Annotated in this window: 14 protein-coding genes; 5 read left to right on the top strand and 9 right to left on the bottom strand. The window is 63.6% G+C overall.

The window, feature by feature from the left end; all coding sequences use genetic code 11:
* Positions 1–45: 45 nt before the first annotated feature.
* Entirely contained in the window at positions 46–921 is an 876-nt protein-coding gene (mmsB, locus tag ACSYDV_RS05120) for a 3-hydroxyisobutyrate dehydrogenase (protein ID WP_438322652.1), read from the top strand.
* A gap of 223 nt (positions 922–1,144) precedes the next feature.
* On the opposite strand, the gene ACSYDV_RS05115 is transcribed toward mmsB, so the two are convergent.
* The 9 genes from ACSYDV_RS05115 to ACSYDV_RS05075 all read right to left on the bottom strand — a co-directional run bounded on the left by ACSYDV_RS05115 (position 1,145) and on the right by ACSYDV_RS05075 (position 12,138).
* Complete coding sequence (locus ACSYDV_RS05115; RefSeq protein ID WP_438322651.1) at positions 1,145–3,178, bottom strand: 3-hydroxyacyl-CoA dehydrogenase NAD-binding domain-containing protein; 2,034 nt, start codon at positions 3,176–3,178, stop codon at positions 1,145–1,147.
* 117 nt (positions 3,179–3,295) lie between these two features.
* Complete coding sequence (locus tag ACSYDV_RS05110) at positions 3,296–4,498, bottom strand: serine hydrolase domain-containing protein (RefSeq protein ID WP_438322650.1); 1,203 nt, start codon at positions 4,496–4,498, stop codon at positions 3,296–3,298.
* Between the two features lie 86 nt (positions 4,499–4,584).
* Positions 4,585–5,388 (bottom strand): SDR family NAD(P)-dependent oxidoreductase, encoded by an 804-nt coding sequence (locus ACSYDV_RS05105; protein ID WP_438322849.1) that lies wholly within the window; start codon positions 5,386–5,388, stop codon positions 4,585–4,587.
* The gene (locus tag ACSYDV_RS05100) at positions 5,388–6,164 is read right to left on the bottom strand and encodes an SDR family NAD(P)-dependent oxidoreductase (protein ID WP_438322649.1); all 777 of its coding nucleotides are present in this window, start codon (positions 6,162–6,164) and stop codon (positions 5,388–5,390) included. The genes ACSYDV_RS05105 and ACSYDV_RS05100 overlap by 1 nt, the downstream gene beginning before the upstream one ends.
* Positions 6,161–7,228, bottom strand: a complete 1,068-nt coding sequence (locus ACSYDV_RS05095) for a phosphotransferase family protein (protein WP_438322648.1) — start codon at positions 7,226–7,228, stop codon at positions 6,161–6,163. Before ACSYDV_RS05095 ends, ACSYDV_RS05100 begins: the two co-directional genes overlap by 4 nt.
* On the bottom strand, positions 7,225–8,316 hold the full coding sequence (locus tag ACSYDV_RS05090; protein ID WP_438322647.1) for a Zn-dependent alcohol dehydrogenase: 1,092 nt from the start codon (positions 8,314–8,316) through the stop codon (positions 7,225–7,227). Before ACSYDV_RS05090 ends, ACSYDV_RS05095 begins: the two co-directional genes overlap by 4 nt.
* A gap of 106 nt (positions 8,317–8,422) precedes the next feature.
* Entirely contained in the window at positions 8,423–9,712 is a 1,290-nt protein-coding gene (locus ACSYDV_RS05085; RefSeq protein ID WP_438322646.1) for an acyl-CoA dehydrogenase family protein, read from the bottom strand.
* A 111-nt stretch (positions 9,713–9,823) separates the two neighbouring features.
* Positions 9,824–11,284: an MFS transporter gene (locus ACSYDV_RS05080; protein WP_438322645.1), complete on the bottom strand. Its 1,461-nt coding sequence runs from the start codon at positions 11,282–11,284 to the stop codon at positions 9,824–9,826.
* Positions 11,281–12,138, bottom strand: coding sequence for an SDR family NAD(P)-dependent oxidoreductase (locus ACSYDV_RS05075; protein WP_438322848.1), 858 nt, complete (start codon positions 12,136–12,138; stop codon positions 11,281–11,283). The genes ACSYDV_RS05080 and ACSYDV_RS05075 overlap by 4 nt, the downstream gene beginning before the upstream one ends.
* Positions 12,139–12,307: 169 nt before the next feature.
* Between ACSYDV_RS05075 and ACSYDV_RS05070 the strand changes: the two genes are divergently transcribed.
* From ACSYDV_RS05070 to ACSYDV_RS05055, 4 genes are all read left to right on the top strand, one after another.
* Positions 12,308–13,489 carry an acyl-CoA dehydrogenase family protein gene (locus tag ACSYDV_RS05070; RefSeq protein WP_438322644.1) on the top strand — a complete coding sequence of 394 codons (1,182 nt, stop codon included), beginning with the start codon at positions 12,308–12,310 and terminating at the stop codon, positions 13,487–13,489.
* A gap of 3 nt (positions 13,490–13,492) precedes the next feature.
* Entirely contained in the window at positions 13,493–14,611 is a 1,119-nt protein-coding gene (locus ACSYDV_RS05065; RefSeq protein WP_438322643.1) for an acyl-CoA dehydrogenase family protein, read from the top strand.
* A 143-nt stretch (positions 14,612–14,754) separates the two neighbouring features.
* Positions 14,755–15,558: an SDR family oxidoreductase gene (locus ACSYDV_RS05060; RefSeq protein ID WP_438322642.1), complete on the top strand. Its 804-nt coding sequence runs from the start codon at positions 14,755–14,757 to the stop codon at positions 15,556–15,558.
* A 160-nt stretch (positions 15,559–15,718) separates the two neighbouring features.
* Entirely contained in the window at positions 15,719–16,234 is a 516-nt protein-coding gene (locus ACSYDV_RS05055) for a hypothetical protein (protein WP_438322641.1), read from the top strand.

The raw sequence follows: 16,234 nt of genomic DNA, 5'->3' as shown, positions 1-16,234 counted from the left end.
ACAGGCCTTCCCCCGGCCCCTCCCGCAAGCGGGAGGGGAGATTATATGAAAATCGCATTTATCGGACTCGGCAATATGGGCGGCGGCATGGCCGCGAACCTTGCGAAGGCCGGGCACGAAGTCCGCGCCTTCGACCTCAGTGAAGAGGCGCTCGCGCGCGCCGTCGAAGCCGGCTGCACGCGTGCCGCCTCGGCGGTTGAGGCGGTTACCGGCGCCGAAGCCGTCGTCACCATGCTCCCCGCCGGCAAGCATGTGGCGTCGGTCTATGAAAATGACGTCTTCCCGAACGCGGCGCCGGGCACGCTGCTCCTCGACTGCTCGACGATCGACGTCGCGACCGCGCGTTCGAACATCGCGGCGGCGACCGCCAAGGGCCTCGTTGCGGTCGATGCACCGGTTTCGGGCGGGATCGCCGCCGCCAATGCGGGCACGCTGACCTTCATGGTCGGCGGCACCGATGAAGGCTTTGCGCGCGCCGAACCGATCCTTGTGAAAATGGGCAAGGCGGTGATCCACGCCGGCGACGCGGGCGCGGGGCAGGGCGCGAAAATCTGCAACAATATGCTGCTCGGCGCCTCGATGGTCGCGACGTGCGAGACGCTCGCGCTCGCGCAGAAACTGGGCCTCGACCCGCAGAAATTCTTCGACATCGCCAGCGTGTCGTCGGGGCAATGCTGGTCGCTGACCAGCTATGCGCCGCTGCCCGGCGTCGGGCCGACGACCCCCGCCGACAACGACTATAAGGGCGGTTTCGCCGCGGCACTGATGCTCAAGGATCTCCGCCTCGCGATGGAAGCGGCAGCGAGCGTCGATGCCGATGTTCCGATGGGGACGAAAGCACGCGAACTGTACGAAGCGTTCGTCGAGGCCGACAAGGACGGCCGCGACTTTTCGGCGATCATCAAGACGCTTCAGGGCTAGTCGTCGCCCGCGCTGCGAGGTGTTTGCTCCGGTGCGAGGCGCGGAGCTCCATTTATCGTCATCCCGGACTTGATCCGGGATCCATAGCCGCGCTGTCGTGATGGACCCCGGATCAAGTCCGGGGTGACGAAGATAGCGGTCGTTCCACCAACAATCGCCAGATAAAGACAAGGCCGCCTGCCCCATCGGGACAGGCGGCCTTGTCTTTATCTGTGCGAAGCGATCAGAAACCCGACTTGGCGTCGGCCTTTTCCTTGAGGAGCGGCGCAATTTCGAAACCATGTTTCTCGAGCGCGGCGACGATCTTGTCGGTGCCTTCCAGCCCGGCCCAGAACATCGGGCCGCCGCGATACACCGGCCAGCCATAGCCATAGATCCACACGACATCGATATCCGACGCGCGCTGCGCCTTGCCTTCGGAAAGGATCAGCGCGCCCTCGTTGACCATCGGGTACAGCGTGCGCTCGATGATTTCCTGATCGGTGATCTCGCGCTTTTCCACGCCCGCCTTCGCACGGAACTGTTCGATCAGTTCGGCGACGCGTGCGCTTTCCGACGGCTGGCGCTTCTCGTCATAATCATAGAAGCCCGCCTGCTTCTTCTGGCCCCAGCGGCCTTCGGCGCACAGCGCGTCGCGGATGCTCTCGATCCGGTTCGGATCGCGGTGCCAACCGATGTCGACCCCTGCCAGATCGCTCATCTGGAACGGTCCCATCGGCATGCCGAATTCGACATGGACCTTGTCGACCTGCGCCGGGGTGGCGCCTTCCATCAGCAATTTCATTGCCTCGAGCTGGCGCGGCTTCAGCATGCGGTTGCCGATGAAGCCATCGCACACGCCCGCAACCACCGCGACCTTGCCGATCTTCTTGCCGATGGCCATCGCCGTCGCCAGCGCGTCGGGCGCGGTCTTGTCGCCTCGCACGACTTCGAGCAGCTTCATGACGTTGGCGGGCGAGAAGAAATGCATGCCGAGCACGTCGCCGGGGCGGCTCGTCGCAGTCGCGATTTCATCGACGTCGAGATAGCTGGTGTTCGACGCGAGGATCGCGCCGGGCTTGGCGATCGCATCGAGCTTGCCGAAAATCTCTTTCTTGACGCCCATATCCTCATAGACCGCCTCAATGATCAGGTCGCAGTCGGCGAGGTCGTCGAGGCTCAGCGTCGGGGTCAATATGCCCATCATCTGGTCGACCTGTTCGGGCTTGAAGCGGCCCTTGGCGGCCGATGCGTCGTAATTTTTGCGGATCACGCCGACGCCGCGGTCGAGCGCTTCCTGCTGCATTTCGACGATCGTGACGGGAATGCCCTTCTGCAGGAAGTTCATCGAAATCCCGCCGCCCATCGTGCCGGCACCGATCACGCCGACCTTCTTGATGTCGCGCAGCTTGGTGTCCTTGGGCAGGCCGTCGATCTTTGCCGCCTGACGCTCGGCGAAGAAGATGTGGCGCTGTGCCGCCGACTGGCTGCCGAACATCAGCTTGGTGAACTGCTCGCGTTCAAAGGTCATGCCTTCTTCGAACGGGAGGCGCGTCGCGGCCTCGACGCAGGCGAGGTTGGCATAGGGCGCCTCGAAGCCGCGCCAGCGCTTGGCGTTCGCGGTTTTCAGCTGTTCGATCGCGCCGACGTCACCGAACACCGGGCGTTCGCGCGTCGGACGCGGGCCATCGGCGATCTTGGTGCGGGCAAAGGCGATCGCATCGGCGGCAAGGCTGTCTTCACCGGCGAGGGCGTCGACAAGGCCGAGTTCCTTCGCCTTGGCGGCGGGCAGCGGATCGCCGAGCGAGGTCATCATCGCGGCGGTCTCGACCCCGACGACGCGCGGCAGGCGCTGGGTGCCGCCGGCGCCGGGCAGCAAGCCGAGCTTGACCTCGGGCACGCCGAGCTTCGCCGACGGAACGGCGATGCGATAATGGCAGACGAGCGTGGTTTCGAGACCGCCGCCCAGTGCCGTGCCGTGGATCGCAGCGACGACCGGCTTCGACGCGGCTTCGATGCTGTTGAGCACTGCGTTGAAATCGGGGCCGCGCGGCGCCTTGGTGAATTCGGTGATGTCGGCGCCCGCGATAAAGGTCGCGCCGTCGCAGCGCAGCACGATTGCCTGCACGCTGTCATCGGCGATCGCGGCAGCGAAATGATCCTGCAGTCCCTGACGGACGTGCCAGCTCAGTGCGTTGACCGGCGGGTTGTTGACGATGATGACGGCGACTTCGCCGTCCTTTTCCATCGTGACAGAAATCGGGGTATCTTCGGACATGGGATGCTCCTTTAAACTGACCCGTTCGCATCGAGCGAAGTCGAGATGCCCATCGGCAGCAGGTGCCCTCGGGGTGTCTCGACTTCGCTCGACACGAACGGAAACATGGGTTTCATTTCAATCGTCGATCGCGGCATGGACAAGGGTCTTGACCTCGCGCCGCACGGGATAGGTGGATGAGGGCATCAGCTGGGTCATGAAGACCATGCAAATCTGTTCGACCGGATCGACGAAGAAGCCGGTCGAGAACATGCCGCCCCAGTAAAAATCGCCTGCCGAGCCGGGGATGCCGGCGTCAGCGGGATTGAGAGTGACCGCAAAGCCGAGCCCGAAACCGACCCCGGCATTTTCATCCTCGCTGAACACGCCGACGCTGTGCCGGGTCAGGTCGCCTCCGCCGACGAGATGGTTCGACGTCATCAGATCCAGCGTCTTGCGGCTGAGGATGCGCACGCCATCCAGCTTTCCGCCGCCGAGCAGCATCAGGCAGAAGCGGTGATAGTCGGAAAGGGTGGAGACGAGCCCGCCGCCGCCCGAATGAAAACTGCGATCCTTCGCCCAGCGGCTGCGGTCGCCGCCGTCGAACGGCTTCATCTTCTCGGCGGGATGGAACATATAACAGTCGGTCAGGCGGTGCTGCTGATCGGCGGGAACCTGAAACCCAGTATCGACCATGCCCAGCGGGCCAAAAATGCGGTCCTGCAGCACCTTGGCAAAGGGCTTGCCCTCGATCCGCTCGATCACCGCGCCCAGCACGTCGGTCGCCATCGAATAATTCCAGTGCGCACCGGGGTCGAACTGCAACGGAATTTTGGCGAGTCCGGCGATGAAGCTGTCCATCGTATAATCGGCATCGAAATCGTCGATCTTCGCCTTGCGATAGGCGGCGTCGACCGGGGTGCGCTCCTGAAAGCCATAGGTCAGCCCCGCCGTGTGGCGGAGCAAGTCGATCATGCGGATCGGCTGTGTCGGCGGCCGCGTGACGAAGGGCACATTGCCGCCGCCCGCGACGAAAACGCCGGTGTCCCTGAACTCGGGGCAGAACTTCACCAGCGGATCGGACAGTGCGACCTTACCCTCCTCGACCAGCATCATGAAGGCGACCGAGGTGATCGGCTTGGTCATGCTGGCGATGCGGAAGATCGCATCCTCTTTCAGTGCCTCACCCGGCCGCGCATCGCCGATGCATGACAGATGCGCAATCTTGCCGCGCCGCGACACGAGCGTCGCCGCGTGCGGCAGGCGGCCGCTATCCACATATCTGGCGGCGAGAAAGGCCGGGATGCGGTCGAGCCGGGCGGTGTCGAAGCCGTGAGTCATGGCGTTCCTTCGAGATTTTCCGTCAAATCATACCCCCGCTTCCGTTCGTGTCGAGCGAAGGGGGGAAGGGGGACAAATTATCTGCTTTAGTGCGAGGTCTGGCCGAGCAGCTGGCGGGTCACCGGGTGCGAACTGGTCAGCCCGCCATCGACCGCGATGGCCTGCCCGTTGACATAGCTTGCCTGATCGCTGGCGAGGAACAGCGCGACATTGGCGAGCTCTTCGGGCTGCGCCGCGCGTTTGAGCGGGTTTAATTGCCCAAGCTTGTGGGTGACTTCCTTGGCCTTGGCATAGTCGAAGGTCGGTTTGGTCATTCCCGTCTCGGTGAGGCCGGGGCAGACCGCGTTGACGCGCACGCCGCTGGTCGTCAGCTGCTGCGCCGCGGTCTTGGCGAGGTTGATGACGCCGGCCTTCGACGCCGAATAAGCCCCCGGACCCGCGCCCGAATTGAGACCCGCGACGCTCGCGGTCAGTACGATCGCGCCGCCGCGCCCCTGATCGACCATCGCCTTGCCTGCATGCTTCACCATCAGCGCGGGGCCAATCAGATTGACGCGCAACGTCTCGGCCCAGGCGACCGGATCGAAGTCGAAAATCCCGCCCATATCGCCGATGATCCCGGCGTTGGCGAAAGCGATATCGAGCCCGCCATAGGTTTCCTTGGCGGTGGCGACGAGCGAAGCCACATCGGCTTCGACCCCGGCGTCGATTTCCAGCGCGACCGCTTCGCCGCCGGCATCCTTCACCATCTGCGCCGTTTCATGCACGGCGGCACTCTTGTCGCCGATGACGAGCTTCGCGCCCTCGGCGGCAAAGCGCAGCGCGCTCGCGCGGCCGATCCCGCTGCCTGCCCCGGTGATGATCGCAATCTTTCCGTCCAACGCGCCCATCATGCACCTCCTGAAATCGTGGCACCGCCATCGCAGACGATGGTCTGGCCGGTGGTAAATGCCCCCGCGCGGCTGGCGAGGAAGACCGCGGCGCCCGCAATCTCATGCGGCTCGCCGATGCGCTTCAGCGTCGAAGCGGCAGTCGATCGTTTCAGATTCTCTTCATTTTCCCACAAGGCGCGCGCCATGTCGGTGCGGATCAGTCCGGGGGCGATGCAGTTGACGCGCACGCCCGAAGGGCCGAACTCGACCGAGAAATTGCGCGCGACCTGCATGTCGGCGGCCTTGGAAATGCCATAGGCGCCGATGATCGGCGATCCCTTGATCCCGCCGATCGAGCTGATGATCGTGATCGATCCCTCGCCGCGTTCGAGCATTTCGGGCGCGACCATCGTGATCAGCCAGTGGTTGGACAGGATATTATTGTCCATGATCTTGCGGAACTGATCGTCGCTGATCCCGAGCCCGGGACCATAATAGGGGTTCGACGCGGCATTGCAGACCAGCGTGGTGATCTTGCCGAACGCGCGCCGCGTCTCGTCGACCAGATTCTGCAGATCGTCCTTCGACGAGATGTTCGCGGCGACCGCAATCGCGGTGCCGTCGCCGAACTTCGCGTTGATTTCGGCTGCGGTCGCGTCGCAGGCGTCCTGCTTGCGGCTCGAAATCACGACCTTGGCGCCCTGTTCGGCCATCGCCTCCGCCGTCGCCTTGCCGATGCCGCGTGACGATCCGGTGATCAGCGCGACATGGCCGCTCAGGTCGAACAGGCTCATGCGCCGGCCTTCTTTGCAAAGTCCCACGCTTTTTCGGCGAGCGGACGGACGCGTTCGGACATGTCGCGGGCGTGCTGCGACGAGGCGGTGCCTTCGATCACGCGCTTCTTGATGCCCTGGATGATTCCGGCGAGGCGGAAGAAATTATAGGCGAAATACCAGTTCATGTCGGGCACGCCGTCGCGGCCGGTGGCCTTGCAATAGCGTTCGACCATCTCGTCGAGCTCGGGAATGCCAAGCGCCTTGCGGTCAAGGTCTTCGACGCCCGACCGGCCGCCATTTTCGGTGACCCACGCCATCGCCACATAGGTGAAATCGGCGAGCGGATCGCCCAGCGTCGACAATTCCCAGTCGAGCACCGCGAGGATTTCGGGGCGCCCCTTGGCATAAATCATATTGTCGATGCGATAATCGCCGTGAACGACGCTGGTGCGCGTCTGTTCGGGCAGGGTCGCGGGCAGCCATTTGATCAGCTGCTCCATTTCGTCCATCGTCTCGGTCTCTGACAATCGGTACTGCTTGGTCCAGCGATCGACCTGACGGCCGAAATAATTGCCGGGCTTGCCATAGTCGGACAGCCCAGCCGCCTCGACATCGACATTGTGCAGCGCCGCCAGCGTATCGATCATCGCCTCATAGGTGGCGCGGCGGTTTTCGGGGGTCGATCCCGGCATAGCGCCGTCCCAGATCGTATGGCCGTCGACCATGCCCATCACATAGAACCAGCTGCCGATGACGCTGTCATCGGTGCACAGGCCGAACTGGCGCGCGACGGGGAAGCCTGCCTTATGGAGTCCCGCCTGCACCTTATATTCGCGGTCGACCGCGTGGGCCGAGGGGAGCAGCTGGCCATAGGGCTTGCGCCGCAGCACATAATTGCCCGACGGAGCGCTGATCTTGTACGTCGGGTTCGACTGACCACCGGCGAATTTGCTTTGGGTCAGCGGGCCTTCAAAACCCTCGACATTCGCTTCCATCCACGCGGTGAGCTTCGCTTCGTCGAGGATATCGGCGCCCTCGGGCGCTACGGTGCCGCTAAAGGCGGCCTGTGCATCTAATGTCATTGGTCGAATACGATCACCGAACGGGCGGCGTCGCCTTTCTTCATACGGTCGAAACCCTGGTTGATCTGGTCGAGCGGGATCGTCTCGGCGACGATCGAGTCGAGGTCGAGCAGCCCACGCAGATAAAAATCGACGAGGCGCGGGATGTCCACCGGGAAACGGTTGCCGCCCATGATCGCGCCCTGCAGTTTCTTGCCCGAGAGCAGGTCCATCGCGGACAGGCCGACCTTTTCGGAGAGCGGCATCATACCGAGGATCGTCGCGGTGCCCCCGCGGCGCAGCGAGGCGACGGCGAGGCTGGCCGATGCCGGACGCCCGACGGCCTCGATCGCATGATCGACCCCGCCCTTCGTCAGCTCCAGAATCTGCTTGGCGGCGTCGTCGGCGAGTGCATCGACGACGTCGGTCGCGCCCAGCTTCATCGCCAGTTCGCGCTTTTCGGGAACCGGATCGGCAGCGATGATCCGCCCCGCGCCCGCGATCTTCGCGGCGTTGATCGTGGCGAGCCCGACACCGCCGCAGCCGACCACCGCGACGGTTTCGCCCGGCGTCACTTTGCACGCGTTGAAGATGGTGCCCGCGCCCGTCGTCACTGCACAGCCGATGACGGCGGCGCGGTCGAGCGGCATGTCGGGGTCGATCCGCACGCAGGCATGTTCGTGAACCAGCATCGTTTCGGCAAAGGCGCTGAGGTTGAGCATCTGGTTGACCGGCGATCCGTCGGGGCGCGTGATGCGCGGCGCGGAACCGGCCGGGCGACGCGTGTCGCCGCCCATGCACAGCGACATGCGGCCCGAAACGCAGAACTCGCAATGACCGCAGAAGGCTGACAGGCAAGTGACGACCGCGTCGCCGACCTTGACCGTGCGCACTTCGCTGCCGACCGCCTCGACGATGCCCGCCGCTTCATGGCCGGGGATCGCAGGCAGGGGGTGCGGATAGGCGCCGTCGATGAAATGCAGGTCCGAATGGCAGAGGCCACAGGCGGCGGTGCGGATGCGCACCTCGTGCGGGCCGCAGTCGGCAATGACGATATCTTCGATCTGGAGCGGTTTGCCCGGTTCGATCAGAATCGCAGCTTTGGTCATATAAACTATCCTCTTTGACCGTTCGTGCTGAGCCTGTCGAAGCACCGTCCTTCTTGCTTTCAAAAGAAGAACGGCCCTTCGACAGGCTCAGGGCGAAGGGATATCCTTAGCGCGACACCCCGATGTCGCCCGACGAAAAACCGGGATCAGCGGCGGCGGAATGCTTGGCGAATTCGATGCGGGCGACGGCGCGTTCGTGAACTTCGTCGGGGCCATCGGCCAGCCGCAGCGTGCGCTGACCGGCGTACATTTTGGCGAGGCCGAAGTCCTCGCTGACCCCGCCGCCGCCATGCGCCTGGATCGCATCGTCGATGATCTTCAGCGCCATGTTCGGCGCCTGCACCTTGATCATCGCAATCTCGGCCGCGGCCGACTTGTTGCCGACCTTGTCCATCATGTCGGCGGCCTTCAGGCACAGCAGGCGCGTCATTTCGATGTCGATGCGCGCGCGGGCAATGCGATGTTCCCAGATGCTGTATTCGGCGATCGTCTTGCCGAAAGCGACGCGCGACTGGAGCCGCTTGCACATTTTTTCCAGCGCTTCCTCGGCGACGCCGATCGTGCGCATGCAATGATGGATGCGCCCTGGCCCGAGCCGCCCCTGCGCGATCTCGAACCCGCGTCCTTCGCCCAGCAGCATCGCTTCCTCGGCGTTGACGCGGACGTCCTTGAGCTCGATCTCCATATGGCCGTGCGGGGCATCGTCATAACCGAAGACGGGCAGGTGGCGCAGGATCGTGATCCCCGGCGCGTCGAGCGGCATCAGCACCATCGACTGCTGCGCGTGGCGCTTTGCGGCGAAATCGGTCTTGCCCATCACGATCGCGACCTTGCAGCGCGGATCGCCCGCGCCCGACGACCACCATTTGGTGCCGTTGATCACATAATCGTCGCCGTCGCGCTCGATACGCGTTTCGATATTGGTCGCGTCGGACGAGGCGACCTTGGGTTCGGTCATCAGAAACGCCGAGCGAATCTCGCCGCTCATCAGCGGCAGCAGATATTTTTCCTTCTGCGCGCGCGTCCCGTAACGGTGGAACACCTCCATGTTTCCGGTGTCGGGCGCCGAGCAGTTGAACACTTCGCTGGCAAAGCCGACGCGGCCCATTTCCTCGGCGCACAGCGCATATTCGAGGTTGGTGAGACCGGGGCCTTCGAATTCGATGCTTTCGTCGACATGATGATGCGCCGCCGACTTGGGCGGCATGAACAGGTTCCAGATCCCCGCCGCCTTGGCTTCGGCCTTCAGATCCTCGACGACCTGAATGACTTTCCAGCGGTCGCCCGCGGCATCCTGTTCCTTGTAGACCGGAATGGCGGGCCGCACTTTGCGCTCGATGAACTCGCGCACGCGGCCCTGCCAATGCTGCTGCCGCTCGGTAAGATCGAAATCCATCTGCGCTCCCTTTCCCTTTACGTTCACGTAAACTCTTGGACCGATTCGCCGGCCTTGCCAAGTCCTGCCGCCCGAAAATTACCTCATTTGGTCACCCGGCGACATGATCGGTCAGGGGTGCGCCCCGCTTGCGTCGGGATCGACCCGCGCCGCATCGCCAAGCACCGCCAGCCGCGCCTCATGATCGGCGCGCGAGATCGGAAAGCGTCGCATGACGATCAGACCCAAAGTGCCGATTGTCAGGATCGCGAGTGAATAGCCCAGCGCCAGATTCCCCAACACCGCATCGCCGACCTGCCCCGGTTTCGCGGCGGCCGGAAAGGCGGCGAAGGACAATATCTGCCCGGCGATGAAAATGCCGATGCCCGTCGCGCATTTCTGCATGAAGAAATATCCCGCAAAGAACAGGCCTTCGGACCGGCGCCCGGTTTCGCTCTGCGACGCTTCGACAACGTCGGCCATCATAGACGACGACAGGATCATCAGCACGATCGAGAAACTGTTGCTGATAAAGACCAGCGCGAACATCGTCGGTACGCTTGGCTTGCCGGGCAGGCCGGGGAAAAATCCCTGAATCCATGCGAAATAGATGCCGCTGTTGACGAGCAGCGCAATCATGCCTGCCATGATGGCGCCGTCGCGCTTGCCGAGCTTCGCCGATATGGGCGCGACGAGCAGGAAGGCCGCGATCATCGAGGCGAAGAGCAGAAACACATAGGCGATCATTTCGAACTGATCGAACTTCCAGAAAAAGCCGAGCAGGTAATTGTTCATCGCAAAGGTGATGCCCTGATTGACGAAGCCGAACAGCGCCGCAAAGGTCAGCCACAGGAAGGCGCGGTTAGACAGCGTGTCGCGCATGTCGCGCAGGATATGCCCCAGCGACATGGCGGGTTTGACGTCGGCAAGGTTCGACGCCGCGATCCGCTTATGCTGCCCCAGCGCCGAAATCAGCACCGCGCCCGACATCATCAGCGCGCCCGTGAGGGCATAGGGGAAATATCCGTCGGGATCGACCAGACCCTTGGCGCCGCCGAAGAAGACGCCGTAGGCGAGGAGGAGGATCAGCAATCCGCCGCCCCAGCCGAACAGATAGCGATAGCGCATGACGACGGTGCGTTCGTCATAATCGGCGGTGAGTTCGGGGACGATCGCGATCGACGGCACCTCGCACATCGACACCAGCGACCGGACGATGATGGCAAGGCCGATCAGCCAGGCGACGGTCATCGTGTCGCTCATCTCGGGCGGACTCCACAGCAGCATCCACGCGATCGCAAGCGGGATCGGCGCGGCATAGAGCCATGGCAGGCGGCGGCCCCAGCGACTGCGGGTGCGGTCGGTCAATTCGCCGATGATCGGATCGACAAAGGCGTCGGCGATCAGCGCGACCATGATCGCGGTGCCGACGACACCGGCGTCGAGCCCGATAACCTGATTATAGAACAGCAACAGGAAGGTCGAAAACCCGTTGTCCTTGATGCCATAGGCGATGCTGCCGAGGCCGTGCATCAGCTTCAGCCCGAGGGGCAGTTTCTCCGGAGCGGGAACCGCGGCTGCGGCGGCGTTCACGCGGCGGCCCCGGCCTTTGCCGCATCCTCCATCGCGGTCAGCGCGTCGAAGATTCCCGGCGCCTCCGGGTCCCACGCGTGGCGCTGGCCGATCGTCAGCCCGCCATCGACCAGCATATGCGTGCCGGTCATGAACGAGCTGTCTTCACTCGCGAGGTACGCGACGGCGTTGGCGATATCGTCGGGCTGGCCGCCGCGCGCGACTGGCTGCGCCGCTTCGCTCATTCCGGCGATGATCGCCTTGGCCATATCCTTGCTCGCGTCTGGAACATCGAGCGACGAGGTGAAGATATTGGTGTTGATGAAGCCGGGGCAGATGGCGTTCACCCGGATGCCGTAACGCGCAAGATCGGTCGCCGCGACCTTGGTCAGGTGCAAGACGCCGGCCTTTGCAACGGCATAGGCGGTCGGCGAATAGCCGGCGCCCAGCGCCGCGACGCTCGCGGTGTTGACGATGCTCGCACCTTTGCGGCCCTTCATGTGCGGGCTGGCATAGCGGATTCCCATCGCGACCGATTTCAGCACCAGATCCATCGTCCGGTCCCAGCCTTCGGGCGTAATCTCGTCGATCGGCGCGCGGTCGCCGCCCGCGGCGGCGTTGTTGAAGACGATGTCGATCCCGCCGCCGCGCGCCGCGGCTTCGTTCATCAGCGCCTCGATTTCGGCGGGTTGGGTGACGTCGCAGCGGATGAAATCGATCCTGCCGTTCGACGCGGCGGCGAGCGCCTGGCCGCCGGCTTCGTCGATGTCGGCGGCGAACACATGCGCGCCTTCGCTGGCAAGTTTCAGCACCGCCGCCTTGCCGATTCCCGATGCGGCACCGGTGACGACGGCAATCTTGTTCGCGAATCGCATACCCATTCTCCCGTTTTCTTTTGCCACCTAACTTAGGGACGCGACCGGGCGCGTCAACGGCGCTCGATCCGACGCTACGGCGCCGTAACGGCAGGCTGGATCGATCAAGTTGACGCTTGCGTAAAGCAGGCGACTCCCCCTAGATTTGGAGGCAGAAGAGGAACCTGACATGAGCGAAGTCGACGCTTTCCGTACCGAAGTGCGCGAATGGCTGGAGGCGAATTGCCCCGCCGAAATGCGTGAACCGATCCGCGACGAAGACGATGTCTGCTGGGGCGGACGCAACTTCAAATTCAAGAATGACGCCCAGAAGGCATGGCTCGATGCCTGTGTTTCGAAGGGCTATACCGTCCCCGACTGGCCGAAGCCCTATGGCGGCGCCGGCCTGACCGCCGAACAGACCAAGATCCTCAAACAGGAAATGAAGCGCATCAAGGCGCGTTCGCCGCTCGACAGCTTCGGCATCTGGATGCTCGGCCCCGCGCTGCTGCAATTCGGCACCGAAGAGCAGAAGGTGCAATATCTGAACCCGATCGCACGCGGCGAAATCCGCTGGTGTCAGGGCTATAGCGAACCCGGCTCGGGCAGCGACCTCGTCAGCTTGCAGACTTTCGGCGAAGACAAGGGCGATCACTGGGTCGTCAATGGATCGAAAATCTGGACCAGCTATGCCGACAAGGCCGACTGGATCTTCTGCCTCGTCCGCACCGACAAGGCGAACAAATATCAGGGCATCACTTTCATGCTCTTCGACATGGAGAGCAAGGGCGTCACCACCAAGCCGATCCTGCTGATCAGCGGCAACAGCCCTTTCTGCGAAACCTTCTTCGACGATGTCGAAGTGCCCAAGACGCAGTTTGTCGGCGAAATCAACCGCGGCTGGGACGTCGCCAAATATCTGCTCGGCCACGAACGCGAGATGATTTCGGGCGGCGGCGCGGGCGGCGACATGGTCAGCATCGGCGGCGCCTTTGCGAAAGCGTTCGGCAAGAACGCCGCGGGCGAACTCGACGATCCGATCCTGCGCGCCGAAATGGCGGCGTTCGACGTCGACGTCTTTGCCTATCGCGCGATGGGCGAGCGTTTCATGGACATGTGGAAGACCGGCCGCGCACATCCCGCCTCGTCGAACATGATGAAATATGTCGGCACCGAACTCAACAAGCGCCGCCACGAACTCGTCATGTCGGGCGGCGGCAGCGAAGCGCTCGAATGGGACAGCGAAGAGACCAAGGGCGGGGCGCGCCCGCGCGGCTGGCTCCGCACCAAAGCCAATTCGATCGAGGGCGGAACGAGCGAAGTCATGCTCAACGTCATCGCCAAGCGTATTCTCGACCTGCCCGGAGCCTGACCCATGCCTTTGTACCACAATGACGACCAGGCGATGCTCAAGGACAGCGTCGCGCCCTTCGTGGCCGAACAGGCCCCCGTTTCGCATCTGCGCAGTCTGCGCGATACCGCCGACGCAACGGGTTTCTCGCGCGATCTCTGGGCGCAGTTCACCGAAATGGGCCTGCCCGGCATGCTCGTCCCCGAGGCCCACGGCGGGCTCGGCATGGGGCATATGGAGGCGGGCATCGTGCTCGAGGAAATCGGCCGCAACCTGACCCCGTCGCCTTTCCTCGCGACCAGCGTCGGCGCGGTCGCTGCGCTCGCGAAGGCGGGTGGCACGCAGGCCGACCGCTGGCTCCCCGCGATCGCATCGGGCGAGGCGATCATCGCGCTCGCGATCGACGAGGGCGCGAAGCACCGCCCCGACCGTATCGCGACCACCGCGACGCGCGCCGGTAACGGGTTTCGATTGGACGGCAAGAAAAGCTTCGTCCTCCACGGCCATGCCGCGGACATGAGCATCGTTGCGGCGAAGACCGACGGCGGGATCACGCTGTTCGCGGTGCCGAAGGATGCGAAGGGCGTTACTGCCGATCCGCGCCGCCTCGTTGACTCCAGTCTTGCAAGCCATGTCACGCTCGACGGCGTCGAGGTCGATGCCGACGCCGTGATCGGCGAGGTCGATGCGGGGCAGGCTATCCTCGACGCGTTGCTCGCCGCCACCCGTACCGGTGCCGCCGCCGAAATGGTCGGCGTCGGGCAGGGCGCGATGGACATGACCGTCACCTACCTCAAGGAACGCAAGCAGTTCGGCAAGCTGATCGGCGAGTTCCAGGGCCTCCAGCACCGCGCCGCGCATCTCTATGGCGAAATGGAAGTCGCGCGCGCGACGGTGATGAAGGCGCAGCAGCTGCTCGACGACGGCAGCGAGGGCGCGAAGCTGATGGTCTCGGTCGCCAAGGCCAAGGCTGGCCGCGCCGCCAATCTCGCGGTGCGCGAAGGCGTGCAGATGCATGGCGGCATCGGCATGACCGACGAATATGACATCGGCCTCTATATGAAACGCGACCGCGCGCTCGCCGAATTTATGGGCGACGTGCATTATCACATCGACCAGGTCGCCCGGATGAACGGCTACTGATCTATCTATCCCCTCCCGCAAGCGGGAGGGGCAGCGAGACTTGCCAGCTTGCTGGCTAGTCGCAGCGGGGTGGGCAACCTCACCGTCGCTGACACACCCCTAACCCTTCCCGCAAGCGGGAGGGGGATGATCGGAGAACGACAATGAACCTCCAGAACATGTTCGGCCTCGACGGCCGCATCGCGCTCGTCACCGGCGGCTCGCGCGGCATCGGCAAGATGATCGTCGAGGGCTATCTCGCCGCGGGCTGCGCGCGCGTCTATATTTCGGCGCGCAAGACCGCGCAGATCGAGGAAGCCGTCGCCGATTTCGAAACCCGCTATCCGGGCAAGGTCATCGGCCTCCCCGTCGACCTCGCGACGGTCGAGGGCTGCCGCGCGCTCGCCAAGGAACTCGAAGCCCGCGAAGAACGCCTCGACATTCTCGTCAACAATGCCGGCGCGGCATGGGGTGAACCGTTCGAGGGCTTCCCCGAGGCGGGCTGGGACAAGGTGATGGACATCAACGTCAAATCGCCCTTCTTCCTCACCCAGTCGCTGCACGGCCTGCTCAAGGCCGGCGGCACAGCCGACCGCCCCGCAAAGGTGATCAACATCGGTTCGATCGATGGCCAGCGTCTCAACCCGTGGGAAACCTACAGCTATCATGCGTCGAAGGCGGCGATCCTTTACCTCACCAAGCGGCTCGCCGCACGTCTGGTCAGCGATCATATCCTCGTCACCGCGATCGCGCCGGGCGCCTTCCAGTCGGACATGAACAAGGCCGCGCGCGACCATGGCGACGCGGTCGCGCAAAGCATCCCGGTCAAGCGCATCGGCGTACCCGAAGATATGGCGGGCGCCGCCATCTTCCTCGCGTCGAAGGCGGGCGACTATGTCGTCGGCGACACGATCACTGTCGACGGCGGGATCGTCCATGGCAATATCAGCACCGGCATCGACGCGTAGCTCCAACCTTTCTTTCATCGTCACCCCGGATTTGATCCGGGGTCCATGACGGCGGCGCTGTTATGGATGCCGGATCAAGTCCGGCATGACGATGTGAGGGGAAATTGACTCAACAATCTCCTTGGTGTATTATCAATATAACTCACCAAGGAGATTGGTCATGCGTCTCGCCTTCCTCATTCCGCCGATCATGCTCCTCGCCGCTTGCGGGCAGGAGAAAAAGGCGAACGACGAAACTGAAATCAGCATCAATGCCGACGGCGACGGCGGGAACCTCCAGATCAGTTCGGGCAAGGATGGCGGCAAGCTGAAGATCAACGGCGAAGGCGTGAATATCGACCTCGATATCCCCGACCTTGGCGACATGGACCTCGGGAGTGATTTCGACATCGACGGGGTCAAGCTCTATCCCGGCAGCAAGATCACCGCGATGGACGTCAAGGCCAATGACAAAAATGGCGCGAACGACGCGGTGGTGAAGTTCGGCTTCACCGCGCCCGCCGCGCCTGCAAAGGCCGCTGACTGGATGGCCGCCGAGTTCGCGAAGAAGGGCGTCAAGATCACCCGCACCGGCGACACGCTCGCGGGCACCGCCAGCGATGGCGACATGTTCCGGATCAGCTTCGCCCCCGACGGCACGCAGGCCAAGGGCGAAGCGCTGATCACTTCGAAATAA

The organism is Sphingopyxis selenitireducens, assembly GCF_051550705.1.
Lineage (GTDB): Bacteria > Pseudomonadota > Alphaproteobacteria > Sphingomonadales > Sphingomonadaceae > Sphingopyxis.
This window is presented reverse-complemented; position numbering and strand designations above follow the sequence as displayed.